This is a genomic window from Hydrogenophaga taeniospiralis, from assembly GCF_020510445.1.
Classification (GTDB): domain Bacteria; phylum Pseudomonadota; class Gammaproteobacteria; order Burkholderiales; family Burkholderiaceae_C; genus Hydrogenophaga.
This window is the reverse complement of sequence record NZ_JAHBAG010000001.1, coordinates 4497171-4519819: the sequence shown is the minus strand read 5'-3', so window position 1 is coordinate 4519819 and position 22649 is coordinate 4497171. Positions and strand designations below refer to the sequence as shown.

General features: G+C 67.7%; 20 protein-coding genes. 5 read left to right on the top strand and 15 right to left on the bottom strand.

The annotated features are described in order from the left end of the window. Positions 1-42 precede the first annotated feature (42 nt). Positions 43-867, top strand: a complete 825-nt coding sequence (locus KIH07_RS21600) for an undecaprenyl-diphosphate phosphatase (protein ID WP_226493925.1) — start codon at positions 43-45, stop codon at positions 865-867. A gap of 13 nt (positions 868-880) precedes the next feature. Here KIH07_RS21600 and KIH07_RS21595 read toward each other — a convergent pair whose 3' ends face one another. The 4 genes from KIH07_RS21595 to mutS all read right to left on the bottom strand — a co-directional run bounded on the left by KIH07_RS21595 (position 881) and on the right by mutS (position 7371). Further along, positions 881-2812: a PAS domain S-box protein gene (locus tag KIH07_RS21595; protein ID WP_226493924.1), complete on the bottom strand. Its 1932-nt coding sequence runs from the start codon at positions 2810-2812 to the stop codon at positions 881-883. Between the two features lie 143 nt (positions 2813-2955). Continuing rightward, on the bottom strand, positions 2956-3795 hold the full coding sequence (locus tag KIH07_RS21590; protein ID WP_226493923.1) for an alpha/beta hydrolase: 840 nt from the start codon (positions 3793-3795) through the stop codon (positions 2956-2958). A 151-nt stretch (positions 3796-3946) separates the two neighbouring features. After that, complete coding sequence (locus KIH07_RS21585; RefSeq protein WP_226493922.1) at positions 3947-4774, bottom strand: proteasome-type protease; 828 nt, start codon at positions 4772-4774, stop codon at positions 3947-3949. Beyond that, positions 4771-7371 carry a DNA mismatch repair protein MutS gene (mutS, locus tag KIH07_RS21580; RefSeq protein WP_226494790.1) on the bottom strand — a complete coding sequence of 867 codons (2601 nt, stop codon included), beginning with the start codon at positions 7369-7371 and terminating at the stop codon, positions 4771-4773. The genes KIH07_RS21585 and mutS overlap by 4 nt, the downstream gene beginning before the upstream one ends. Before the next feature lie 222 nt (positions 7372-7593). Here mutS and KIH07_RS21575 point away from each other — a divergent pair, with 222 nt between their 5' ends. Then, entirely contained in the window at positions 7594-10821 is a 3228-nt protein-coding gene (locus KIH07_RS21575; protein WP_226493921.1) for a PAS domain-containing protein, read from the top strand. A gap of 39 nt (positions 10822-10860) precedes the next feature. On the opposite strand, the gene KIH07_RS21570 is transcribed toward KIH07_RS21575, so the two are convergent. Next, positions 10861-11793, bottom strand: a complete 933-nt coding sequence (locus KIH07_RS21570; RefSeq protein WP_226493920.1) for an inositol monophosphatase family protein — start codon at positions 11791-11793, stop codon at positions 10861-10863. A gap of 228 nt (positions 11794-12021) precedes the next feature. Here KIH07_RS21570 and KIH07_RS21565 point away from each other — a divergent pair, with 228 nt between their 5' ends. Both KIH07_RS21565 and cysE read left to right on the top strand, forming a co-directional pair. Beyond that, positions 12022-12801: an RNA methyltransferase gene (locus KIH07_RS21565; protein ID WP_226493919.1), complete on the top strand. Its 780-nt coding sequence runs from the start codon at positions 12022-12024 to the stop codon at positions 12799-12801. A gap of 9 nt (positions 12802-12810) precedes the next feature. Further along, on the top strand, positions 12811-13584 hold the full coding sequence (gene cysE, locus KIH07_RS21560) for a serine O-acetyltransferase (RefSeq protein ID WP_226493918.1): 774 nt from the start codon (positions 12811-12813) through the stop codon (positions 13582-13584). 1 nt (position 13585) lies between these two features. Here the strand turns inward: cysE and KIH07_RS21555 are convergent, their stop codons facing one another. From KIH07_RS21555 to yjgA, 4 genes are all read right to left on the bottom strand, one after another. Beyond that, positions 13586-15415, bottom strand: a complete 1830-nt coding sequence (locus KIH07_RS21555) for a chorismate-binding protein (protein WP_226493917.1) — start codon at positions 15413-15415, stop codon at positions 13586-13588. A 34-nt stretch (positions 15416-15449) separates the two neighbouring features. Next, positions 15450-15926, bottom strand: coding sequence for an FKBP-type peptidyl-prolyl cis-trans isomerase (locus KIH07_RS21550; RefSeq protein ID WP_226493916.1), 477 nt, complete (start codon positions 15924-15926; stop codon positions 15450-15452). Between the two features lie 112 nt (positions 15927-16038). Beyond that, entirely contained in the window at positions 16039-16635 is a 597-nt protein-coding gene (gene mog, locus KIH07_RS21545; protein ID WP_226493915.1) for a molybdopterin adenylyltransferase, read from the bottom strand. Then, positions 16632-17303 (bottom strand): ribosome biogenesis factor YjgA, encoded by a 672-nt coding sequence (yjgA, locus tag KIH07_RS21540; RefSeq protein ID WP_226493914.1) that lies wholly within the window; start codon positions 17301-17303, stop codon positions 16632-16634. The genes mog and yjgA overlap by 4 nt, the downstream gene beginning before the upstream one ends. Positions 17304-17484: 181 nt before the next feature. On the opposite strand from yjgA, the gene pmbA reads away from it, so the two are divergent. Next, a complete protein-coding gene (pmbA, locus tag KIH07_RS21535) occupies positions 17485-18936 on the top strand; it encodes a metalloprotease PmbA (RefSeq protein ID WP_226493913.1) in 1452 nt (483 codons plus the stop codon). A gap of 15 nt (positions 18937-18951) precedes the next feature. On the opposite strand, the gene KIH07_RS21530 is transcribed toward pmbA, so the two are convergent. The 6 genes from KIH07_RS21530 to KIH07_RS21505 form a co-directional block, all read right to left on the bottom strand. Then, a complete protein-coding gene (locus KIH07_RS21530; RefSeq protein ID WP_226493912.1) occupies positions 18952-19350 on the bottom strand; it encodes a hypothetical protein in 399 nt (132 codons plus the stop codon). Positions 19351-19641: 291 nt separating this feature from the next. After that, complete coding sequence (locus KIH07_RS21525; RefSeq protein WP_226494789.1) at positions 19642-20805, bottom strand: ABC transporter substrate-binding protein; 1164 nt, start codon at positions 20803-20805, stop codon at positions 19642-19644. A gap of 170 nt (positions 20806-20975) precedes the next feature. Continuing rightward, entirely contained in the window at positions 20976-21422 is a 447-nt protein-coding gene (locus KIH07_RS21520) for a GatB/YqeY domain-containing protein (protein ID WP_226493911.1), read from the bottom strand. 107 nt (positions 21423-21529) lie between these two features. Further along, on the bottom strand, positions 21530-21742 hold the full coding sequence (gene rpsU, locus KIH07_RS21515) for a 30S ribosomal protein S21 (RefSeq protein WP_056273869.1): 213 nt from the start codon (positions 21740-21742) through the stop codon (positions 21530-21532). A 129-nt stretch (positions 21743-21871) separates the two neighbouring features. Beyond that, positions 21872-22291 carry an antibiotic biosynthesis monooxygenase family protein gene (locus KIH07_RS21510; RefSeq protein WP_226493910.1) on the bottom strand — a complete coding sequence of 140 codons (420 nt, stop codon included), beginning with the start codon at positions 22289-22291 and terminating at the stop codon, positions 21872-21874. After that, positions 22288-22644: an NIPSNAP family protein gene (locus KIH07_RS21505; protein WP_226493909.1), complete on the bottom strand. Its 357-nt coding sequence runs from the start codon at positions 22642-22644 to the stop codon at positions 22288-22290. Before KIH07_RS21505 ends, KIH07_RS21510 begins: the two co-directional genes overlap by 4 nt. Positions 22645-22649 lie beyond the last annotated feature (5 nt).

The window sequence follows — 22649 nt, the reverse complement described above, 5'->3', positions numbered from 1 at the left end:
TTGTCTTTTTTGCGAACCGCGCCGCGTGCCGGACACTGTTGTATGGATCTTGTGTTGCTGATCAAGGCCGCCATCATGGGCGTGGTGGAGGGCCTGACCGAGTTTTTGCCGATTTCTTCCACCGGTCACCTGATCCTGGCCGGCAGCCTGCTGGGTTTTCACGACGAGCGGGCCAAGGTGTTCGAGATCGCGATCCAGACCGGCGCGATCTTCGCGGTGATCATCGTGTACGCGCAGCGCCTGCGCGCCACGCTGCTGGGTCTGGCCTCGCAGCCCACGGCGCAGCGCTTCACCCTGAACGTGGTCATCGGTTGCCTGCCCGCGGTCGTTCTGGGCCTGTTGCTTGGCAAGGTCATCAAGGCCCACCTGTTCACCCCGACGGTGGTGGCCACGGCGTTCATCGTGGGGGCCTTCGTCATCCTCTGGGCGGAGCGGCGCCAGCAGGCCAGTGTGCGCGTGCACGATCTGGACGATCTGACCCCGCTGGACGCGCTGAAGGTGGGTCTGGCGCAGTGTTTCGGGCTGATTCCCGGCACCAGCCGCTCGGGCTCCACCATCATCGGCGGCATGCTGTTCGGCCTGTCGCGCAAGGTGGCCACCGACTTCAGCTTCTTTCTGGGCATCCCGATCCTGATCGGCGCCGGCGCCTACAGCCTCTACAAGGCGCGCGACATGCTCTCGATGGCCGATCTGCCGCTGTTTGCCGTGGGTCTGGTGTTCGCGTTTCTCAGCGCCTGGGTCTGCATTCGCTGGCTGCTGCGCTACGTGGCCAGCCACAGCTTCGTGCCGTTTGCCTGGTACCGCATCGCCTTCGGTGCGCTGATCCTGCTGACCGCCCATTTCGGCTGGGTGAACTGGGCCGCCTGAGGGGCAGGACCCTTCACCCGCCCGGGGCGTCGGTGGCGGCGGGCAGGGTGAAGCAGAAGGTGGCGCCTTCGCCCGGGGCGCCCCAGGCCTGCAGCGTGCCGCCGTGGCGCTGCACGATGCGCCGCGAGGTCGCCAGGCCGATGCCGAGGCCGGCGAACTCGTTGGGCATGTGCAGCCGCTGAAACGGCTGGAACAGCTTGTCGGAGCGGGCCATGTCGAAACCCGCGCCGTTGTCGCTGATGCAGTAGTGCGTCTGGCCGTCCAGTGTGCGGGCGTACACCCGGATGCAGGGCTGGGCCGTGGTGGCGGTGTACTTCCAGGCGTTGTGCAGCAGGTTCTGCATCAGGGCTTCCACCAGGGACGGGTCGGCCAGGGCCTGCAGCCCGGGTTCGACCGACCAGGCCACCTCGCGCTGCGGATGCTCGCCGGCCAGCTCTTCGAACAGACGCGTGGCCATGGCGCTGAGGTTGACCGGCTCGCGCCGCACCTCGCCGCGCGCGAACTGCGAGAGCTTGAGCAGGCCGTCGATCAGCTCGCCCATCTTCTTGCTGGCGCCCATGATGCGCTGCAGGTGGGTGTGGCTGGCGGCGTCCAGCGCCGGGTTGTCTTCCTGCAGGGCCTGGGCGAATCCGTTGATGATGCGCAGCGGTGAGCGCAGGTCGTGCGCCACCGCGTAGGAATAGCTCTCCAGCTCGTCGTAGGCGCCCCGCAGGGCCTGGGTGCGTTGCTGGATGCGCTGCTCCAGCGAGGCGTTGAGGCGCTGGATTTCGAGCTCGGTCCGTTTGCGCTCGGTCACGTCCTGCGTGACGCCCAGCGCGCGCACCGCGCGGCCCTGTGCGTCGCGTTCGAATTCCGCCTGTACCGAATGCCAACGTTCCTGACCGCCGATCAATACACGGTATTCGACGTTGTAGGCCACCTTGCCCCGCAGTGCCAGCGGCCATTGCCGCTGCACCAGCGGGCGGTCTTCGGGGTGGATGATGGCCAGCAGGTCTTCGGCGCTGTAGTCGGTGAAGGGCATGTCGAGAAACTCGGGCGCTTCGGACAGGGTGGTGAATCGCCCCGTGGTCAGGTTGGCTTGCCAGGGGGCCAGCCGCGCCATGTGCTGCGCCTGGCGCAACAGCTGTTCGCTGACGCGCAAGGCCACCTCCGTCGCCTTGCGGTCGCTCACGTCCTGCACCACCGCGATCAGGTAGTCGGGATCTCCCGCGGGCGTGCGCACCAGGGACAGCGTCAGGTGCACCCAGACGGTGTGGCCCTGTTTGTGGATGTAGCGTTTTTCGATGCTGTAGTGGTCGATCTCGCCCGCCAGGGTGCGCGCCTGCAGGCTCAGGTCCAGCTCCAGGTCGTCGGGATGGGTGAAATCCCGGAAGCTCATGGTCTCGATTTCCTGCCGGGTGTAGCCGAGCAGATCGCAATAGGTCTGGTTGACGCGGATCCAGCCCCCGTCCAGCCGGCTGTGGGTCATGCCGGTGGCGCTGTGTTCAAAGGTGTCTTCCAGTTGCCGGGTGCTGCGCCGCACCGCTTCGCCGGCTTCGCGCCAGAGGCGGTTTTGCCGCTGCATGAGCGCGATGGCGCCCACCACCACCAGCTCGGTGATGAAGTGCCACAGGTTGAGCCAGAACGCTTCGCGCAGATCGTGAAACGCCAGCGAGCCATAGGGTTTGACCATGAAAAAATTGACCACCACCATGCCCAGAACGGTGCTGAGCATGCCGGCCCGAAAACCGCCGTACAGCGCCGAAAGGGCTACGGCCAGGGACAGGGTGATGAAGCGCCCGCCCGATTCGGGCGGTGCCACGGCCAGGCGCAGCCCGACCGCCGCCAGCGTGATGGCCACGGCGACGGCATAACGGCTCCAGGCGCTGTGGCGCTCGGGCTGCCAACCCGCGATCTCCCGCCAGAGGCGATGGATCGGGCTCGACGGCGGGTCGGAGTAGGGCATGGGTGCTGGGCGGGTCCGGTAGGGGAACAGTGTGCCAGTGCTCTCCGTTATACCGGAGGACGCCTTGGGCCGGCCGTGCGAACAAATACCGGATTCCCTGCATGTCTTGCCCTTCGGTGCCCGCAGCCGGGCGCCGTGGCCGCTCAGCGCGACAGGGCGTGCAGCGCGCGCTCGATGGCCGCGGCCGTTTCCTGGGGTTTTTCCATCGGAAACAGGTGGCTGCCTTCCACCATGAGCAGGCGCTCGGGGTGGTCCCGGCCCACCAGCCTGTGCGTCATGGCCATGCCCACCTGTTTCATCTCCAGCGACTCCGTGCCACCGATGAACCCGATCGGGCATTGCAGGGGGTGGCGGCGCAGCAGGCGGTCCAGGTTGTGGGGCAGGGTGTTGTAGACCGCGGTCTCGACCTCGCGCCGAAAGCTCAGCACCCGCTGGGCGCCGGGGCCATGGCCCGTCTCGTGGGTGCCGTGGTCGATGTAGTCGCGCAGCACCTGCGGCTCCCAGCGCGCAAAGGCCTTCTTGTGGGCGAAGTGTTCCCAGGCGCTGTCGGCGTCGGGCCAGCTGTCGCGGCGCTTGCGGCTGACCTTGCCGGGCGAGACCGAGCCCACGAGCTGGGTGCGTTTGACCAGCTCCAGCGTGCGCGCGCGCCAGCCGCCGAGCACGGGCGAATCGATCAGCAGCACGCCCTTGACCTGGTGCCCTCCCAGCTCGGGGTGGCGCGCCGCGCACATCAGGCTGATGAATCCCCCCATGGAGTGACCGACCAGCCAGGCGCCCTGGCCATGGCGCTCCATCTCCGGCGCCGCGAAATCGGCCAGCTGCTGCACCAGATGCGGCCAGTTGCTGGTGACGGGGTACTGCGGTTCGTGACCGTATTTCTCCAGCGCCCGCACCGAAAAGCCCCGCGCCCGCAGCGACCGGAACAAAACGCCATAGGTGCCGGCGGGGAAGCCGTTGGCGTGGGAAAAAATGATGAGGGACATCAGCCCACCCCTGCGCCGCGCCGTTGGCGCGTCACCCCCTCAAGGGGGCGATGCGAGTGGCCCGGCAAAGCCGGTTCCACCGCACCCCTGTGTTGGAACACTTCGCGCCGGAGGATGGCGCACGCCCGCACGGCAGGAGCCATGGTTGCCATCAGATCAACTTCTCTTTGGCGTTCGAGATTTTCTTCAGCGGCTGGTTGCGCGGGCCGCTGCACAGCAGCGGCACCTCGGTGTGGGCGCCGTCCCAGGTCGGGTGTTCGATGCTGTCGAACACCTCGCGCAGCTTCTGGCCCCAGGTGTTGTGCACCATGCGGAAGTAGGGGTTGTTGTCGTCGATGCAGGTGATCTTGTCGCTCTGCATCTGGTCGACCTCGTACACCGCCAGGTCCAGCGGCAGGCCCACCGAGAGGTTGGACTTGAGCGTGGAGTCCATGGACACGAGCACGCATTTGGCGGCCTCGTCCAGCGGGGTCTCGGGCGTGATCACGCGGTCGAGCACCGGTTTGCCGTATTTGGACTCGCCGATCTGGAAGAACGGGGTCTCGGCCGTGGCCTCGATGAAGTTGCCGGCCGAATAGACCTGGAACAGGCGCATGCCCTCGCCCTGGATCTGGCCGCCGAAGATCATGGAGACGTTGAACTCCACCCCGGCGCGTTTGAGCGATTCGCCGTCGCGCTCGTACACGTGGCGCACCGCCGAGCCCAGCACGCGCGCGGCGTCGAACATGCTCTTGGCGTTCCAGATGGTGATGGGCTCGCCGCCATCAATGTCCTTCACTTGCTCCACCTGCAGGATCTCGCGCACCGATTGCGAAATGCTCAGGTTGCCCGCCGAGAGCAGGCACATGAAGCGCTCGCCCGGCTTCTCGTAGACGATCATCTTGCGGAAGGTGCTGATCTGGTCCAGGCCCGCGTTGGTGCGCGAGTCGGAGAGAAACACCAGCCCGGCGTTGAGTTTGACGGCGACACAGTAGGTCATGATTTTTCAGCCAGTTTCTTGAGGACGTAGAGCTGTTCCAGGGCTTCGCGCGGGGACAGCGCATCGGGGTCGATGCCTTGCAGGGCGGTCTGCAAAGGGTGGGCTTCGGGCTCGGCGCTCGGTGGCGGCGGGGCGAACAGATCGACCTGGCTGCGGCTTTGCTCGCTGTGGTTCTCCAGCGCGGCCAGGGCGTGGCGCGCGTGCTGCACCACCGCGGCCGGCACGCCGGCGAGCCTTGCAACTTGTATGCCGTAGCTGCGGCTGGCCGGGCCGGGTTCGATCTGGTGCAGGAACACGATGCCCGATTTTCCACCGCCTTCGACCGCGCTCACATGCACGTTCACCGCGGCGTGGTGGCCGGCCGGGAATTCGGTGAGTTCGAAATAGTGCGTCGCGAACAGGGTGAAAGCCTTGGCTTTGTCGTGCAGGTGGGCCGCGATGCCGCCGGCCAGCGCCAAGCCGTCGAAGGTGGAGGTGCCGCGACCGATCTCGTCCATCAGCACCAGACTCTGTGGTGTGGCGGCGTTCAGGATCTGCGCGGCCTCGGTCATCTCGACCATGAAGGTGGACTGCGCGTTGGCCAGGTCGTCGGCCGCGCCGATGCGGGTGTGGATGGCGTCGATCGGGCCGAGGCGGCAGGCCAGCGCCGGCACGTAGCTGCCCATGCTGGCGAGCAGAGCTATCACCGCGACCTGGCGCATGTAGGTGCTCTTGCCGCCCATGTTGGGGCCGGTGATGACCTGCATGCGCTGCTTGGGGCCCATCACCGTGTCGTTGGCGATGAAGCTGCCGCCGCTGGTTTCGTTCAGCCGCGCTTCCACCACCGGGTGGCGCCCGCCGCGGATCTCGATGCAGGGCTCGGCCACGAACTGGGGTGCGCTCCAGTTCAGCGTGAGCGAACGTTCGGCCAGCGCGCAGAGCGCGTCCAGCGCGGCGAGCGCGCGGGCCAGGCGGGTGAGCGGGTCGATGTGCGCCTGCAACTGATCGAGCAGCTGTTCAAACAGGTGTTTCTCGCGCGCCAGCGCGCGCTCCTGCGCGCTCAGCGCCTTGTCTTCGAAGGCCTTGAGTTCGGGCGTGATGAAGCGCTCGGCGTTCTTCAGCGTCTGGCGGCGGCGGTAGTCGTCGGGCACCTTGTCGATCTGGCCCTGCGTGACCTCGATGTAGAAACCGTGCACCTTGTTGAACTGCACGCGCAGGTTGGCGATGCCGGTGCGAGCGCGTTCGCGCGTTTCGAGGTCGATCAGGAAGCCGTCGCAGTTGGTCTGGATGCCGCGCAGTTCGTCCAGATCGGCGTCGAAGCCGTCGTTGATGACACCACCGTCGCGCACCAGCGCGGCCGGCTCGGGCAGCAGCGCGGCCCGCAGCAATTCGGCGCAGCCGGCGGGGGGCGTGAGGTCGGCGGCGATCCGCTGCAGCAGGGTCGGTCCGTCTTCGGGCAGGCCCTGTTGCAGGGCCTGGGCGAGCTGCTGCGCGCGGCCCAGCGTCTGCCCCAGGCCGACCAGTTCGCGCGGGCGCACCTGGCGCAGCGCGGTGCGCGCGGTGATGCGCTCCACGTCGCTGGCGCCCTTGAGTGCGTTGCGCAGCGTGTGGCCCAGACCGTTGCGCAGCAGGCCGATGGCGTCGAGCCGCGCGCGGGCTTCCGTGCGCTCGCGTTTCGGTTCCAGCAGCCAGCTGCGCAGCGCGCGGCTGCCCATGCCGGTCTGGCAGACGTCGAGCAGGGAGAGCAGCGTGGGACTGGTCTCGCCGCGCAGGGTGTGGGTGAGTTCGAGGTTGCGGCGGGTGGTGATCGGCAGGTCGATCAGTTCGTCGCTGCGCGCCACGCGCAGGCTCTTCACGTGGCTGAGCGCGCGGCCCTGGGTGTGTTCGGCGTAGTCGAGCAGGGCGGCGGCGGCCGCGTGGGCGTCGCTCAGGCCCTGCGCGTCCCAGGCGGCCAGGCTGGCGGCGCCCAGTTGTTCGAGCAGCTTGCGTTCGCCCAGAGCGCCGTCAAACGCCCAGGCCGGGCGCAGCACGGCCACGGTGCGTTGGCCATTGGCCAGCGGCTGGGCCGCGAGCGCCTGCACGTTCTTTTCAAACGCGGGCGTGACCTCGGCGCTGTACAGCAGCTCGCCCGGCGCGGTGCGCGCGATCCAGTCGGCCAGCTCGTCGCTGGCGCACTGGGCCAGGAACACGATGCCCTGCGTGACCGACATCCAGGCCAGGCCGACGCCGGTGCGCGCGCCCGCGTGCACGGCCATGAGCACGGCTTCGGTCTTGTCGGACAGCAGCTCGCTGTCGGTCAGCGTGCCGGGCGTGACCACGCGCACCACCTTGCGCTCCACCGGCCCCTTGGCGGTGGCCACGTCGCCCACCTGCTCGCAGATGGCGGCCGATTCACCGAGCTTGATGAGGCGCGCGAGGTAGTTGTCCACCGAATGGAAGGGCACGCCGGCCATCACCACCGGCTCGCCGGCCGACTGGCCGCGCTGCGTGAGCGTGATGTCGAGCAGGCGGGCGGCTTTTTCCGCGTCGGCGAAGAACAGCTCGTAGAAGTCGCCCATGCGGTAGAACAGCAGCGTGTTCGGGTACCCCGCCTTGAGGCCGAGGTACTGTTGCATCATGGGGGTGTGTTTGTCCAGCGGGGCGTTCAAAGCGTGCTCGTGGGGGGCGGTTTCGGGTCGGCCCAAGACTGTAGCAGTTCGGGTTTTCCCCCAATGGGCTTTGCCTCACAATCTTCCCACCTTCACCCGCCGCTCCCGTCCGCACGCATGGTCAACGCCGTCCCAGAGCCCGCAGCCCCATCCGAAACCGGTCAGACGCCCTCGGAGCCGGGGCCATGGCCGATGGAGACGGAGCTGCCGTACGAGGCGATGTTCCTGAGCGCGCCGCTGGCGGGCAGCCTGAGCCGGGTGTCGGACGGGCGCCTGCTCGCCATCAACGACGCCTGGGTGGCCCTGACCGGGCTGTCGCGCGAGCAGGCCATCGGACGCACCACGGTGGAGCTGGGGCACTGGCCCGACGAGGCCGCGCGGGAGCATTACCTGCAGGCGCCGCTGCCCTCGGTCGCTTCGATGTGTCTGGTGCACAGCAATGGCCAGCAGCGGCGGGTCCGGCTGCACACCTCGTTGCTGGCGGTGCGGCCCGAGCCCATGTTGCTGGTGTTCCTGTCCGACGTGACCAAGGAGTTCGAGGCCGAGCAGGCCTTGCAGCAGGCGCACCGGGAGCTGCAGCAACAGGTGGAGCTGCACGGCGTGATCGAGAAGCTTGCGCGCGTCGGCCACTGGACCAACGCCCGCAACGACCAGGACGTGCTCTGGTCACCCGGGCTGTTCGCCATCGCCGGCTTGGAGCCCAGCCCCGTGTTGAGCCGCCGCGAGGGCCGCTCCGGCATCCACCCCGAGGACATGCCGGCCTGGCAGAGCGCGCGCGAGGCCAAGGACGGTCGCGAGCTGGAGTACCGCTGGCGGCGGCCCGACGGTCAGCAGCGCTGGTTGCGCACCCGCATCGGCCAGACCGCGGTGGCGGGCAATCCGCAGACCGACTTCGGTGTGGTGCAGGACATCACGGCCGAGCGCGAAGCCACCCAGGCACTGGCGGGCCAGCTGCGTTTCATCCAGAACATCGCGGCCCGGGTGCCGGGCATGGTGTATCAGATACGTCTGTATCCCGACGGCAGCAGCACGATTCCCTACGTGAACGACGCGGTGCGCGAGATGGTGGAACTGGACGCGAGCGATCTCGCGCGCGACGCCAGGCTCTTCTATGCCCGGGTGCACCCGGACGATCTTCCCCAGATGGTCTCGTCCCTGGCGGCGTCCGCGCGCGATCTCACGCTGTGGCGGCAGGTCTACCGCATCCAGTTGCCCCGTCGGGGGCTGCGCTGGTACAGCGCGGAGGCGGTGCCGCAGCGCGAGGCCGATGGCTCGGTGCTCTGGCACGGCTTCACCTTCGACGTCACCGAGTCCCGGCTGGCCGCCCAGGCGCTGGAGCGGCAGCACCGCCTGCTCGACGCCGTGCGCCAGGCGCAGGCGTTGTTCATCGAGACCGAAGACAAGCGACAGGCCTTCGAGGGTCTGTTGGCCTCGCTGCTGGCCGTCACCGACAGCGAATATGGTTTCGTGGGCGAGGTGCTGTACGACCTGCGCGACCAGCCCTACCTCAAGACCCATGCGATCACCAACATCGCCTGGAACGAGCAGACCCGGCGCCAGTACGACGAGCAGTCCGAGGCCGGCCTGGAGTTCCGCAATCCCGCCACCCTGTTTGGCCATGCCCTGACCACGGGCGAGATCGTCATTGCCAACGATCCCCTGAACGACCCACGAGCGGGTGGTCGTCCGTCGGGCCATCCGGGCATGTCGGCCTTTCTGGGCATTCCGCTCGCCGTGGGGGGCCGGCTGGTGGCCATGGTGGGGCTGGCCAACCAGCCCGGCGGCTACAGCGAGGCCGACGTCGAGTTCCTGCAGCCCCTGCTGGGCACGGTGCGTCAGCTGGTGCTGGCCTGGCGCGCCCACGCCGAGCGCCAGCGCGCGCGGCAGCAGTTCCAGGCCACCAGCGCCTTGTTGGCCGAAAAGAGCGCGGCGCTGCAGCTCACATTCGACAGCATGAGCCAGGGCCTGACCATGGTGGACAGTGCGGGGCGCGTGCGCTTCTACAACCAGCGCATGCTGGAGCTGCTGGAGCTGCCGGAGTCGCTGCTGGCGAGCCAGCCGACCCACCGGGAGGTGGTGCGGTTCCAGACCGAACGAGGCGATTTTGGTGAAAACCTGGAACTGCTGGACCTGGTCACGCGCCGCTCGGTCGCACGCTTTCCCGACGCGCAGCCACCCGAGACCTATGTGCGCAAGACCCGCGATGGACGCGCGCTGGAGGTGTTCACGCGCCTGCTGCCCGACGGCGGCATGGTGCGGACCTACACCGACGTCACCTCCTATTTCCGCGGCCAGGAAGCCCTGCGCGAGGAGCGCCAGCGCCTGGCGTGGGTGCTGGAGGGCACGCGCCCGGGCATCTGGGAAACCAGCCTCGAAACCTGGGACATGAAGATCAACGACCGCTGGGCCGAGATGCTGGGGTACACCGTCGAAGAGCTGCAACCCGTCACTTTCGACACCTGGCGCCGGCTGGTGCAGCCGCAGGACCTGGAGCGCGCGCAGGAGGTGCTGCACCGGCACTGGCGTGGCGAGATCCCCTACTACGAATGCGACATCCGCATGCGGCACAAGGACGGCCGCTGGATCTGGGTCAACGACCGCGGACGGGTGCACCGGCGCGATGAGCACGGGCGGGCGCTGTACATCTCGGGCACCCACCTGGACATCCACGAGCGGGTGGCCGCGCAGGAGGAGGTGCGCGCCCTCAACGCCAGCCTGGAGCGGCGCGTGGCCGAGCGCACCGCCGAGCTGGAGCGTTCCATGAAAGACATGGAGGCCATCTCCTATTCCATCGCCCACGACCTGCGCGCGCCGCTGCGCTCGGTCAACGGCTTCGCCGCGCTGATCCTGGAGGAAGAGGGCGGGCGTCTGAGCCCGCTGGCCAGCGACATGTTCGGTCGCATCGCCCGCGCTTCGCGCAGCATGGGCCAGATGATCACCGACATGCTGGAGCTGCTGCGGGTGGTGCGGGTGGAGCTGGCGCCGGTGCCGGTGGACATGAACCTGCTGGCACTGGGCGCGGCCGACGACCTGGGACCGGGGGTGCCGCACGCCCGCATCGAACGGCAGTCCTTGCCCGAGGTGATGGGCGACGCCGTCCTGCTGCGCCAGGTGCTGGTCAACCTGATGGACAACGCCCTGAAGTACTCGCGCCACCGCGCCCAGCCCGAACTGGTGCTCGGTTTTGACCAGGTGCAGCAGGCGTTTTTCCTGCGCGACAACGGCATGGGCTTTGACATGGCCCGCGCGCAAAAGCTGTTTGGCCTGTTCCAGCGCCTGCACGCGGCCTCCGACGTGCCCGGCACCGGGGTGGGGCTGGCGATCGTGGCGCGCATCATCGAGCGCCACGGCGGGCGCATCTGGGCCGAGTCCACGCCCGACACCGGCGCCACCTTCTGGTGGACCCTGCCGCCGGCCTGAAAAAAGCCGGCAGGTCCGGGCGTCCCGGATGTCAGGTGGTCAGAACGGTGCGGCGGGTTGTTCCGACGGGGGGAGTTCGTCGCTGGCCGGCGGGGTGGCACCGTCGGCGGGCGCCGCCGAGCTGGGCAGCGACTGGCGCAGGGCGGCCTTGTCGCCCGCGCTGGCGAACTTGCTGTATTTGCCGATCACGCCCACCATCTGGCCGTAGATCTTCGGGTTGGCCGCCAGGCATTCCTTCTGTTCCAGGAAATTGGCTTCGCCGGTGAAGTTGCCCACCAAGCCCCCGGCCTCGGTCACCAGCAGGGCGCCCGCGGCCACGTCCCAGGGCGACAGGCCCGTTTCAAAGAAGCCGTCGGTGAAGCCCGCGGCCACATAGGCCAGGTCCAGCGCGGCCGAGCCGGGGCGGCGCACACCGGCGCACCTGGGCATCACGTCGCCCAGCATCTGCATGTAGGTCTGGAGGGCGTCCCCCGGGCGGAATGGGAAACCGGTGGAGAGCAGGCACTCACGCATGGCGATGCGTTTGGCCACGCGGATGCGGCGGTCGTTCATGTAGGCGCCGCGTCCGCGCGTGGCGCAGAACAGGTCGTTGCGGCTCGGGTCGTAGACCACGGCCTGTTCCAGCTTGTTGCCCACCATGAGCGCGATGCTCACGCAGTAGACCGGGAAGCCGTGGATGAAGTTGGTAGTGCCGTCCAGCGGGTCGATGATCCAGACGTGGTCTGCGCCGCCGTGTTTGCCCGGGCGCTTGCCCGATTCTTCGGCCCAGATGGCGTGATCGGGGTAGGCGGTGAGCAGGGTGTCGATGATCGCGGCTTCGGCCGCGTGATCGACTTCGGTCACGAAATCGTTGGTCTGCTTGGCGGAGACCCGGACCGACTCCACGTCCAGCGCGGCACGGTTGATGATGGTGCCGGCAAGGCGAGCGGCCTTGATGGCCACGTTGAGCATGGGGTGGAGTGTGGACGACATGAATTGTGAACCTTTGCGCGGCAGCGGGCTGCTCGCGTGACAGTGGAAGAGCGGGAAGGCTGGGCCCCAGGCGATGCGGGGCGGCGACAATCGGGGATTTTACCGTTTCAACACACCAAACACCTCACCGAAGCGCGAGCCCCGCCCAGCACACACCGCAGAACAGGCTTTGCCGGGCTGCTGGTGTGGGCCTCCTGGGGGTGACGCACAGCGGCGCGGGGGGACCTCATGCACACGCGTTTCATCCTGATCCAGACCAGCCACGCCGGCAATGTGGGTGGCACCGCCCGCGCCATGAAAGTCATGGGCTTTGACGACCTGGTGCTGGTGGCGCCGCGCTGGGCCAACGTGTTGCGGCGCGAGGAAACCATCCAGCGCGCCAGTGGTGCCAACGACGTGCTGGACAAGGCCCGCGTCGTGGACACGCTGGACGAAGCGCTGGACGGCATGGACCATCTGTGCGCCACCGCCATGACCCCGCGCGACTTCGGTCCGCCCACGCGGCACCCACGCGAACACTTCGCCGCGCTGCTGGGCCACGGTGCCCCCGCGCCGGCGGGCCACGCCGGCGACGAACCAGACCGTGCCGCGCCGCAGGGCGTGGCTTTCCTGTTCGGTTCGGAGCGCTTTGGCATGCGCAACGAGGACGTGTACCGCTGCCACACCTGCTTAAGCATTCCGACCGACCCGCAGTTCGGCTCGCTCAACCTGGCCGCGGCGGTGCAGCTGATCGCCTACGACTGGCGCCAGGCGCTGGGCGGTTATGCCCTGCCACCCGCCAGCACGCCCGAACGCCCGCTGGCCGACGCCAAGGCCCTGGCCGGCATGCTGCAGCACCTGGAGCAGGCGCTGGTGGCGGTGGACTTCCTGGATCCGGAGGCGCCCAAGAAGCTCATGCCGCGCCTGAACCAGCTTTTCAACCGGGCTGCACCGACCGAAGAAGAAATCCACATCCTGCGTGGTGTGGCCAAGGCCATGTTGCAGACCGCTGCGAAGGCAAAGCGATAGACTGAGCGCATGTTTGCCCGACTCCACTCCGACATCCAGTGCATCCTCGATCGCGATCCTGCGGCGCGCAGCACCTGGGAGGTCATCACCTGTTACCCCGGCCTGCATGCCGTCTGGCTGCACCGCCCGGCGCACTGGTGCTGGACGCACGGGTTCAAGTGGCTGGGGCGTTTCACCTCGCACATCGCACGCTGGCTGACCGGCATCGAGATCCACCCGGGCGCCGTTCTGGGGGAGCGCGTTTTCTTCGACCACGCCATGGGCACGGTGGTGGGCGAGACGGCCGAGATCGGCGACGGCTGCACGATCTACCAAGGCGTGACGCTGGGCGGCACCTCGCTCTACAAGGGCGCGAAACGCCACCCGACACTGGGCAAGGACGTGGTGGTCAGTGCGGGCGCGAAGGTGCTGGGCGGTTTCGTGGTGGGTGATGGCGCCAAGATCGGCAGCAACGCGGTGGTGATCAAGCCGGTACCGCCGGGCGCCACCGCGGTGGGCATCCCGGCGCGCATCATCCCGAGCAAGCAGGGCGAGAGCGCCGACGTGACCGAGGCCCATCCGAAGTTCCAGGCCTATGGCATCACGCAGGAAGACGACCCGCTGTCGCAGGCGATGCGCGGCCTGATCGACAGCGCCGCCGGGCAGGAACACCAGATCGCGCTGCTGTGGCAGGCGATCGAGAAGCTCTCGGCCAACAAGGCCAGCGGCGACTGCGTGCCTTCGGATGCGGCCCGCAGCGAGTGCTTCGAGGCCGAGAAGCTGAATCAGCTGGTGGGCAAGTGAATCACCTGCTGCCCGGCGCGGCGGCGGCCTGCGGTGGCGCGTCCGCACGCGCCACCAGCTCCGCGTCCAGCCAGCCCCTGAGGCTGTTGTAGAACGCCAGGCCCTGCGCACGGGCCAGATCCCCGGTGGTGAGCACCGCCTGGCCCAGTCGGCCTTCGGCCAGCAACGCGGCCCGGTAGGTGCCCGCCAGCAGTCCACTGGAGAGCGCGGGCGTGAGCCACACGCCGTCGAGCCGAAGTGCCACGTTGCCCCGGGTGAACTCGGTGAGTTCGCCGCGCTCGTTGACCAGCAGGTGGTCGAACACCGCCGGGTCGGTGGGGGCCAGCACGTCGTAGTGCGCACGCCGCGTGGTCTTGTAGCGGATGAACTCCTGCAACGCGCCGCCCGTGGTCAGGGGCGCGGGCGCCAGCGCCACGCGCACCGGCTGGGCGGTGTCGGCCATGGGAAAGGCCTGCAGCTCGATCGCGCCCTGGGCGTCCAGGGTCAGGCGCACGCGCCACAGCCCCTGCGCGTGTCCTGCGCCGGCCAGTCGGGACAACTGCTCGCGCAGCGCCGGCAGATCGCAGGGGTAGCCGAAGTGGCGGGCGCTGTCCTGCAGGCGCTGCAGGTGGCGCTCCAGCAGCCAGTAGACGCCGCCTTCCAGGCGCAGGGTTTCCAGCAGCGAGAAGGGTTCGCTCACCCGGTGCAGGAGGTGGCTCTTGGTCATCAGTTCATCCCATTCGGAGGCGGGGTCGGCGTAGACGGTCAGCCCGCTGCCCACGCCGTAGCGGGCCTGCCACGTCGGGGGCGTGACCGGGTCGTGGTGCAGTGTCAGGGTGCGGATCGGCACGTTGAAGGTGGCATGCCCACCGGGGCGGACCACGCCCAGCGCACCGCAGTAGAAGCCGCGGGGCCCGGACTCCAGCCGGGTGATCCAGTGCATGGCCCGCCGCTTGGGGGCGCCGGTGATGCTGCCGCAGGGAAAGAGGGCGCGGAACACGTCGGTGAGCGTGGTGCCCCCACGGGCCCGGGCCGAGAGGCTGGAGGTCATCTGCCAGACCGAAGGCCATGCCTCGGCCTCCATCAGCCGGTCCACCCGCACCGAGCCCGGCCGCGCGATCCGGTTCAGGTCGTTGCGCAGCAGGTCCACGATCATCACGTTCTCGGCGCGCTCCTTGGGGCTGGCCAGCAGTCGCTCGCGGGCGGCGGCGTCCAGGGCCGGGTCGCCCTCCCGACCGGCGGTGCCCTTCATGGGGCGGCACTGCAAGCGGCCGCCTTGCCCGTCGGGTTGCCAGTCGAAAAACAGCTCGGGCGAGGCGCTCAACACGTGGCGGCGCCCTCCGTCCAGCCACAACAGGTAGCCATCGGGTTGCCGCGCGCGCAGGGCATGCATCCAGGCCGAGGGTTCGCCGTTGAGCGTGCCCACCAGGGCCGTGGTCAGGTTGATCTGGTAGCAGTCGCCCGCGGCCATGGCCCGCTGCGCGCGCTCCACCTGGGCCAGGTAGTGCGCGCGCGACTCGGGCAGGGTCCAGTGCGCCGCCCGGGGCCGGTCCGATGAAAGGATGGGGGTGGTCAGCGGGGCCTCGTACACCCCGAACCAGACCAGCGGCCATTCGGGATCGGGCGCCTGCACGGGCAGCGAGGCGTCAAAGGCCGGCGCGGCCTCGTAGGCCAGACCGCCCACGCACCAGCGGCCCGCATCCGCATGGGCCTGCACCCGTTCAATCGCGCCGAACACCTCGGCCAGAGACCAGGCCTCGATGACCTCGGTGGGCTGGTCGAAGCAGGCCCGCAAACGGCCTCCCGACACGGCCTGGGGGGCGGTGTCGGGAAAATCGATGACAGCGCGCAAGATGGAAAGGGCCAGTCTGGCGGCGCTCGGTCTCTCAGTGGTGATGGCCGTGCGCACCGTGCGCGTGGCCGTGGGCGACCTCTTCGGCCGACGCGGCCTGCACGTCCACCACCTTCACCGCAAAGCGCAGCACCTGCCCGGCCAGCGGGTGGTTGCCGTCCAGGTGCACCGTGTCGCCCTTGATCTTCTTGACGGTGAAAACCTGCTCACGGCCCTGGTCGTCGGTGCCCTGCAACTGGCCACCCACCTTCACGCCGGGCGGGAATTCGCTTTTGGGAATGCTGTGCACCAGGCTCTCGTCGCGCGCGCCGAAGGCGTCTTCGGGCTGCAGCACCAACTGGGCCGAAAAACCCTTTTCCTGGCCGTCCAGCGCCTTCTCGATGCCGGGCAGGGTGTTGTTGTAGCCGCCATGCAAGTAGGCCCGCGGCTCCTTGCCGTCCTCCAGCAATTTGCCCTGCGCATCGGTGGCGCGGAAGGTGATGGTGACGATGGTGTCTTTGGTGATTTTCATGGGGGGATATTCGAGTGAAGTGTCTTATCAAGGGCACCCGTGGAACCGGCTTAGCCGGGCCACCAGGTGCGTCCCCCCACCGGGGGGAAGCCGCGAAGCGGCGCAGGGGGGGTTACCGTTTCGGCCGCCAGGCCTTGCAGACCGCGTCGTTGGTTTCCAGGTAGGGCCCTTCGATCAGGTCGATGCAATAAGGCACAGCGGTGAAGATGCCGTTGACCTTTTGGCTGCCGTCGGCGTTTTTCAGGCCTTCCAGCGTTTCGGCGATGGCCTTGGGCTGGCCCGGCAGGTTGATGATGAGGCTCTGGTCGCGGATCACGGCCACCTGGCGCGAGAGGATGGCCGTGGGCACGAAGGCCAGGCTGATCTGGCGCATCTGCTCGCCAAAACCGGGCATTTCCTTGTGCGCCACGGCCAGCGTGGCTTCGGGGGTCACGTCGCGTTTGGCCGGTCCGGTGCCGCCGGTGGTGAGTACCAGGGCGCAACCCGCGTCCACCAGCTCGATCAGCGTGGCGCTGATCGTGGCCTGCTCGTCGGGGATCAGGCGCGGCTCGAAAGTGATGGGGTTTTTCAGCGCGCGCGTGAGCCAGTCCTGCAGCGCGGGCAGGCCCTTGTCTTCATAGACGCCGCTGCTCGCGCGGTCGCTGATGGACACGATGCCGATGCGCACCGGCGCGGCGGCTGGGGGGCTGGTGGGGGAGGTTGGGTTCATGGCTGTTCGCTGTCTTCGGCGGGAGGTTCGCCGCCGCCGGCTTCATCGCTGCTCTGCGTGAGCACGGCTTTGACGATCTGGAAAATTTCCCGGTAGGCCTTGGCGTGGCGCGCGGCCTCACCCGGGCGTTCTTTCAGGGCCTGCGCGTCCTTGCGCGCCTGGCGGATGAGCGCGCGCAGCTGCTGCACGTCGGCGCCGGCGTCGAACTGCAGCCAGCGCGTGAGCGCGTCGTCGTCGGCGATCAGCTTGTCGCGCCATTGTTCGGCCTGGTGCAAGGCCAGCGTGGCCTGCGCCGAGGGCTTGCGCTGTTCTTCCAGCGCGGCCTCGATGGCGGCGATGGCGTCTTCGTCGAGCTTGCGCATCAGCTTGCCGATGAACTGCATCTGGCGGCGCCGGCCTTCGAAGTTGGTGATGCGTTTGGCCTCGGCCAGCGCGTCGGTCAGCTTGTCCGACAGGCTGTGCGCGTCCGCGAGTCGGGCCATGACCGTGGCGCTGAGCGTGAGCATGCTTTCGCCCAGTGCCTGCAGCCGGTCGCTCTCTTTTTTCAGGTCCGTCTTGCTCATGTCGGCCGAGCCCTTGAGCTCGCGTTTGAGCTCCAGGTCCAGTTCACTGCCTTCGGCGACGAACTGGCCACGGACGAAATAGCCTTTGGTGGGTTTGCGGGACATGTTGGTATGAATCCCCTGCACCGCCTGCGGCCTCACCCCTCAAAGGGCGCCAGCTGCGGTCCGCCCTGGGCTTGACGAAGGGTGGATCCGCGCTGGCCAGGACGGCCGTGCCTCTGGCGTTGCGGGAAAGGGGATGGGTGAGAGAACAAAAAGGGGACCGGCAAGTATCATAGCCGTCCACATGAAAAAAGCTCCCAATACCCCGGCCCCAGTCCCCGCAACCAACCCCGCCGCCGCCACCGCGGCCAACGGGCGGACCCCGTTGACGGGTTTCCAGTACGCGCGGGGCCAGTTCGAAGACCTGGTGGACCTGGCGCTGGGCCACGCTCGGCAACTGGGCGCGGTCGACGCGGCGGCCGAGGTGTCCGAGGGCGCGGGCCTGAGCGTGTCGGTGCGCAAGGGCGAGCTGGAGAACGTGGAGCGCAACCGCGACAAGTCGCTCGGCGTGACCATCTACCTGGGACAGAAGCGCGGCAACGCCTCCACCTCCGACTTCTCCCCCGACGCGATCCGCCAGACGGTGCAGGCTGCCTACGACATCGCCCGCTTCACCGCCGAGGACCCGGTGGCCGGCCTGCCCGACCCGCAGGACGTGGCCGACAGCTACCCCGATCTGGACCTGTTTCACCCCTGGTCCATCACTTCCGAAGAGGCGCTGCGCATCGCCCTGGCCTGTGAAGCCGCGGCCTTTGCCACCAGCAAACAGATCCGAAATAGCGAAGGCGCCGGTGTCTCGGCCCAGCAGTCGCACTTTTTCTCGGCCCACATGCGCGGCGGCGAACGCGGCAAACCCGGCATCTTCAGCGGCGGCTACGCCAGCTCGCGCCACAGCCTGTCGGTGGCACCCATCGCCGGCAAGGGCGCCAACATGCAGCGCGACCACTGGTACAGCTCAATGCGCTCGCCCGAAGACCTGGCCAGCCCGCAGGCCATCGGCCGTTATGCCGCCGAGCGCGCACTGGCGCGCCTGAATGGCCGCAAGATCGCCACCACCGAGTGCCCGGTGCTGTTCGAGTCGCCGCTGGCCGCGGGCCTGCTGGGGGCCTATGTGCAGGCCACCAGCGGCGGCGCGCTCTACCGCAAGACCACGTTCCTGAACGACAGCCTGGGCAAACGGGTACTGGCCAAACACCTCGACATCGTGGAAGACCCGCACGTGCGCAACGGCAAAGGCAGTTCACCCTTTGACGACGAAGGTGTGCGCACGCAGAAGCGCAAAGTGCTCAGCGCGGGCCGTGTGCAGGGCTATTTCCTCTCCACCTACTCGGCGCGCAAGCTCGGCATGCGCACCACCGGTAACGCTGGTGGTTCGCACAACCTCACGCTCACCAGCCGCCTGACCCAGCCCGGTGACGATCTCAAGGCCATGCTCAAAAAGCTCGGGCGTGGCCTGTTCGTCACCGAACTCATGGGCCAGGGCGTGAACTACGTGACCGGCGACTACTCACGCGGCGCCTCGGGTTACTGGGTGGAAAACGGCGACATCGCCTACCCGGTGCACGAGATCACCATCGCCGGCAATCTGAAGGACATGTTCCAAGGCATCGAAGCCGTGGGCGCCGACGCCTACAACTACGGCGCCAAGACCGTGGGTTCGATCCTGGTCAACCGCATGAAGGTCGCGGGCAGCTGAGCGCGAAGGCCCGGTTCAGAGGCAGCGCTCGCTGTAGCGCTCTTCGAACAGCGCCAGATCCCGCAGATCGCCTTCGCTCGGGTTGGGGCGTTGTTTGCGACGGTGGATCGACATGCGCATTTCCGCACACTGGTTGCGAAAGCGGGTTTCCGCTTCCTGGGATTCGAACCGGCGCTGCTGGGCCAGTTCCTGTTGTTCCTCGGCCTGCTTTTCCTTGCTGCGCTGATCCTGACGCAGTTGGCGATAGGCCTTCGAGCGTTCGTCTGAACACTCCCGCTCGAAGTTCTGCTGCATCTCGCGCACCGTCTCGTGGCTCAGGCCGCGGTTGGGCGCGGTGCGGATGCCGTCCTGCATCGTGACGCATCGGGCGCTCATGTAGGCCTGTTCTTCACCTGCCCGTTCGATCCGTTGCACGGGGCGCTCATACGGTTTCGGTGCCTCACGGGCCGGACCGTAATAGACCATGCCCGGTGTGGGCAGTCTCGGACAGGGCTGCCGCGATCGGTAAGCCGTGCCGCCTTCGGTCTTGCAGGCGTAGGTCGTTTCCGCCCACGCTGGCGCGCTGCACGCAGCCAGAAAAAGGACGATGGAGGCTCGCAAGGAGCTGTGATTCTGGTTTCCGAACGCCATGGCCCTGTGTGGTGCAAGTGAAGGAGGGCAAATTCTAGTGGGAAAGCCCCGTTGCATCGCTTGGTCGGGTGTGCGTTATTGCTTGCGTTGCACGAACAGGTTGCGTTTGGCGTCCTCGGGGTAGGCAAAGGTCACGGCGCCGTTGCGCACCTTGCCCATGACCAGCATGTTCTGGCTGATGGCGTCCTTGTCTTCGAGCGTGAAGGGGCGTTCGTAGGTGGCCACCACGCCGTAATAGACGCGCGGAATGTTCTCCAGCGCGGCCTTGACGGCCGGGCCGCCGAACTTGCCGTTGCGGATGCCGAACAGCGCGTAGGTCAGCAGGTAGGTGCTGTCGTAGGCCTGGGCCGCGGCCATCGGCACGGCGATCTTGTGTTTGTACTTGCGTGCATACGCGCTCAGGAACGCTGCTCGCCGCTCGTTGCTGGGCTCCGCGATGAAGGTCTGCGCCATCAACGCGCCTTCGGCGGCCTGTTTGGCGCCATCGATGAAGAAGGGGAAGGACAGGGGCCACGCGCCCACCTGGGGCACATCCCACTTGAGCTCACGCCGGCCATTGGCAATGGCCGCGTTCTCCGGGCCCACGGTGTAGCTGAACACCACGTTGGCACCCGCGGCCTGTGCCGCTTTCAACGGCTCCTTCAGGTCTTTCACGCCGAGCGGAAAGCGCGCGACGTGCACGGCTTTGAGGCCCTTGGCGGCCAGTGCGGCTTCCACGTCCTTCAGGCCCGCCTCGCCATAGCCTGTGGTGTCGGCAAAGATCGCGACCTGGGTCCAGCCGCGTTTGACCAGATCGTCCACCACGAATGGCGCCTGAATCGAGTCCCGCGCCGAGGTGCGGAAGATGTAGCTTTGGGGCGCGGGAAACTTGGTGGTCAGCGGCGTGCCGGTCGAGCAGGGAATGATCAGAGGCGACTGGTTGCTCTGGAACACGTCCAGCGACAGGGCCGCCACGCCGGTGTTGCAAAAGCCAATGGTGGCCACAACGCCCGCGCTGACGAGTTCCTGTGAGCCCTTCAGTCCCACATCCGGATTGCCCTGGTCGTCCTTGATCACCAGTTCCAGCGGGCGCCCCAGGTAGCCGCCGACGGCGTTGATCTCGTCCACCGCCAGCTGTATGCCGTGCAGCATCGGGTTGCCGAAATCCGAGGAAGGGCCACTGAAGGGGCCGATGACGCCGACTTTGACGGTGGGCGGTGTCTGGGCAGCGGTCGACAATGCGATCACGGTGGCCAGCATTCCGATGGCCCGGGGAACAAACAAACGCAGTCGCTGCATGGGACACCTCTTGAAAGTGCCCAGAGTCTATGAAGACCGGCGTGGCCGGCGGAACGCGGTTTTCCCTGAGTCGAGCGGTGGAGGTCAGCAATCCGTCAGCTTGCAGCGCCACCAGGGCGGGCGCTGTGGCGTTATCCCGCCAGTGCGGCCTTGACAGCCGCCGACACTTGGCCCATGTCGGCCTTGCCGGCCAGGCGGGTCTTCACCGCACCCATGACCTTGCCCATGTCGCCCGGACCTTTTGCGCCGAGTTCTTCGACGATGGCCCTGACCTCGGTGGCCACTTCCTCGGCCGACAGGCGCGCCGGCAGGTAGGCCTGCAGCACCTTCATCTCGGCGGACTCCTTGTCGGCCAGGTCCATGCGGTCGGCCTTGGTGAAGGCCTCGATGCTGTCCTTGCGCTGCTTGATCAGTTTGTCGACGATGGCGATGACCATGGTGTCGTCCAGCTCCACGCGCTCGTCCACTTCCTTTTGCTTCATGGCCGCGGTCAGCAGGCGGATGGTGCCCAGGCGCTCGCTGTCCTTGGCGCGCATGGCGGCTTTCATGTCTTCGGTGATGCGTTCTTTGAGGCTCATGGTGGGGCTCCTGGGGTGGGGGTGAGAGGGTTGCTGGAATGAAAAAAGCCCGCCTGAGCGTCCTCCAGCGGGCTTTTTCGGCTGCCGGGCAGACCGGCGGCTCGACTTCAGTACAGCTTCTTGGGCAACTGCATGGAGCGCACGCGCTTGTAGTGGCGCTTGACGGCGGCGGCCTTCTTGCGCTTGCGTTCGGCGGTGGGCTTTTCGTAGAACTCGCGGGCGCGCAGGTCGGTCAGCAGGCCGAGCTTTTCGATGGTGCGCTTGAAGCGACGCAGAGCGACGTCAAAGGGCTCGTTGTCTTTTACACGGATGGTCGTCATTGAAGAAGAAATTCCAGAATGCACAGAAAGAGGATGACCGGGAAGATCGGGCCCGAGCGTCGTTTCTGCAAAGTTCCCCCGCCTGTTAACTAGTATTGGCCGACGGGGGTCTGCCAGCAAAGCCTTGGATTATAGCCCTTCGCGGCGTGCAGGCAACTCCCCGTCAGCGCGGGATTTGTCCATGCGGTGGCCGGAGGAGAGACCGGGGGCGTGAAAGCTCCTTGAATCGACGGGCGCCTGCGCCCGGTCGTGCAAACCGTAGTCGCGCAGCACCTCGGCCACCCTCAGGCGGTAGTCCGCGAACAGCTGCGCGCGCCCTGCCGCCTGGGCCTGGCGGTGGTGTTCCAGACCCCGCCACCGCCGCACGGCCTCTTCGTCGCGCCAAAACGACAGCGACAGCAGCTTGCCGGGGTGGAGCAGGCTTTCAAACCGCTCCACACCCATGAAACCGTCCATGCCCTGCAGTTCCTGGCTCAGGGCGGCGGCGGTGTCCAGGTAGGCCTGGCGCTGCCCGTCGTTCGGCTGCAGCTCGAAGATCACGGCGATCATGCGGGCACCTCCGCGGTATCGACCGGCCCGGCGGCGCGCTCGAACGTGCCCGCAACGACCTCGGTGAAACGGCGCTCTTCGCGCAGGATGAAACGCTGCTGCTGCGCCAGGGCGAAGTTGGCCTGGCCTTCGGGGTCGGCGCGCAGGCGGGCGCGGTAGGCCTCGTAGGCGGCCAGGCTGTCAAAGGCGATCAGGCCCCAAGCTTCGACGTTGCTGCCCTCGTGGGGCAGAAAGTAGCCCAGCAGGTGGCCCCCGCAGCGGGGGATGATGCGGCCCCAGTTTTCGGCGTAGGCCCGGAAGGCCTCGCGCTGAAAGGGGTCGATTTCGTAGCGGATGAAGCAGGTGATGGTCATGGAGG

What these genes read in the sequence shown, in the direction of transcription:
- KIH07_RS21600 (WP_226493925.1), top strand. Translation starts at nt 43, where the DNA reads ATGGATCTTGTGTTGCTGATCAAGGCCGCCATCATGGGCGTGGTGGAG.
- KIH07_RS21595 (WP_226493924.1), bottom strand. Translation starts at nt 2,812, where the DNA reads ATGCCCTACTCCGACCCGCCGTCGAGCCCGATCCATCGCCTCTGGCGG.
- KIH07_RS21590 (WP_226493923.1), bottom strand. Translation starts at nt 3,795, where the DNA reads ATGTCCCTCATCATTTTTTCCCACGCCAACGGCTTCCCCGCCGGCACC.
- KIH07_RS21585 (WP_226493922.1), bottom strand. Translation starts at nt 4,774, where the DNA reads ATGACCTACTGTGTCGCCGTCAAACTCAACGCCGGGCTGGTGTTTCTC.
- mutS (WP_226494790.1), bottom strand. Translation starts at nt 7,371, where the DNA reads ATGATGCAACAGTACCTCGGCCTCAAGGCGGGGTACCCGAACACGCTG.
- KIH07_RS21575 (WP_226493921.1), top strand. Translation starts at nt 7,594, where the DNA reads ATGGAGACGGAGCTGCCGTACGAGGCGATGTTCCTGAGCGCGCCGCTG.
- KIH07_RS21570 (WP_226493920.1), bottom strand. Translation starts at nt 11,793, where the DNA reads ATGTCGTCCACACTCCACCCCATGCTCAACGTGGCCATCAAGGCCGCT.
- KIH07_RS21565 (WP_226493919.1), top strand. Translation starts at nt 12,022, where the DNA reads ATGCACACGCGTTTCATCCTGATCCAGACCAGCCACGCCGGCAATGTG.
- cysE (WP_226493918.1), top strand. Translation starts at nt 12,811, where the DNA reads ATGTTTGCCCGACTCCACTCCGACATCCAGTGCATCCTCGATCGCGAT.
- KIH07_RS21550 (WP_226493916.1), bottom strand. Translation starts at nt 15,926, where the DNA reads ATGAAAATCACCAAAGACACCATCGTCACCATCACCTTCCGCGCCACC.
- mog (WP_226493915.1), bottom strand. Translation starts at nt 16,635, where the DNA reads ATGAACCCAACCTCCCCCACCAGCCCCCCAGCCGCCGCGCCGGTGCGC.
- yjgA (WP_226493914.1), bottom strand. Translation starts at nt 17,303, where the DNA reads ATGTCCCGCAAACCCACCAAAGGCTATTTCGTCCGTGGCCAGTTCGTC.
- pmbA (WP_226493913.1), top strand. Translation starts at nt 17,485, where the DNA reads ATGAAAAAAGCTCCCAATACCCCGGCCCCAGTCCCCGCAACCAACCCC.
- KIH07_RS21525 (WP_226494789.1), bottom strand. Translation starts at nt 20,805, where the DNA reads ATGCTGGCCACCGTGATCGCATTGTCGACCGCTGCCCAGACACCGCCC.
- KIH07_RS21520 (WP_226493911.1), bottom strand. Translation starts at nt 21,422, where the DNA reads ATGAGCCTCAAAGAACGCATCACCGAAGACATGAAAGCCGCCATGCGC.
- rpsU (WP_056273869.1), bottom strand. Translation starts at nt 21,742, where the DNA reads ATGACGACCATCCGTGTAAAAGACAACGAGCCCTTTGACGTCGCTCTG.
- KIH07_RS21510 (WP_226493910.1), bottom strand. Translation starts at nt 22,291, where the DNA reads ATGATCGCCGTGATCTTCGAGCTGCAGCCGAACGACGGGCAGCGCCAG.
- KIH07_RS21505 (WP_226493909.1), bottom strand. Translation starts at nt 22,644, where the DNA reads ATGACCATCACCTGCTTCATCCGCTACGAAATCGACCCCTTTCAGCGC.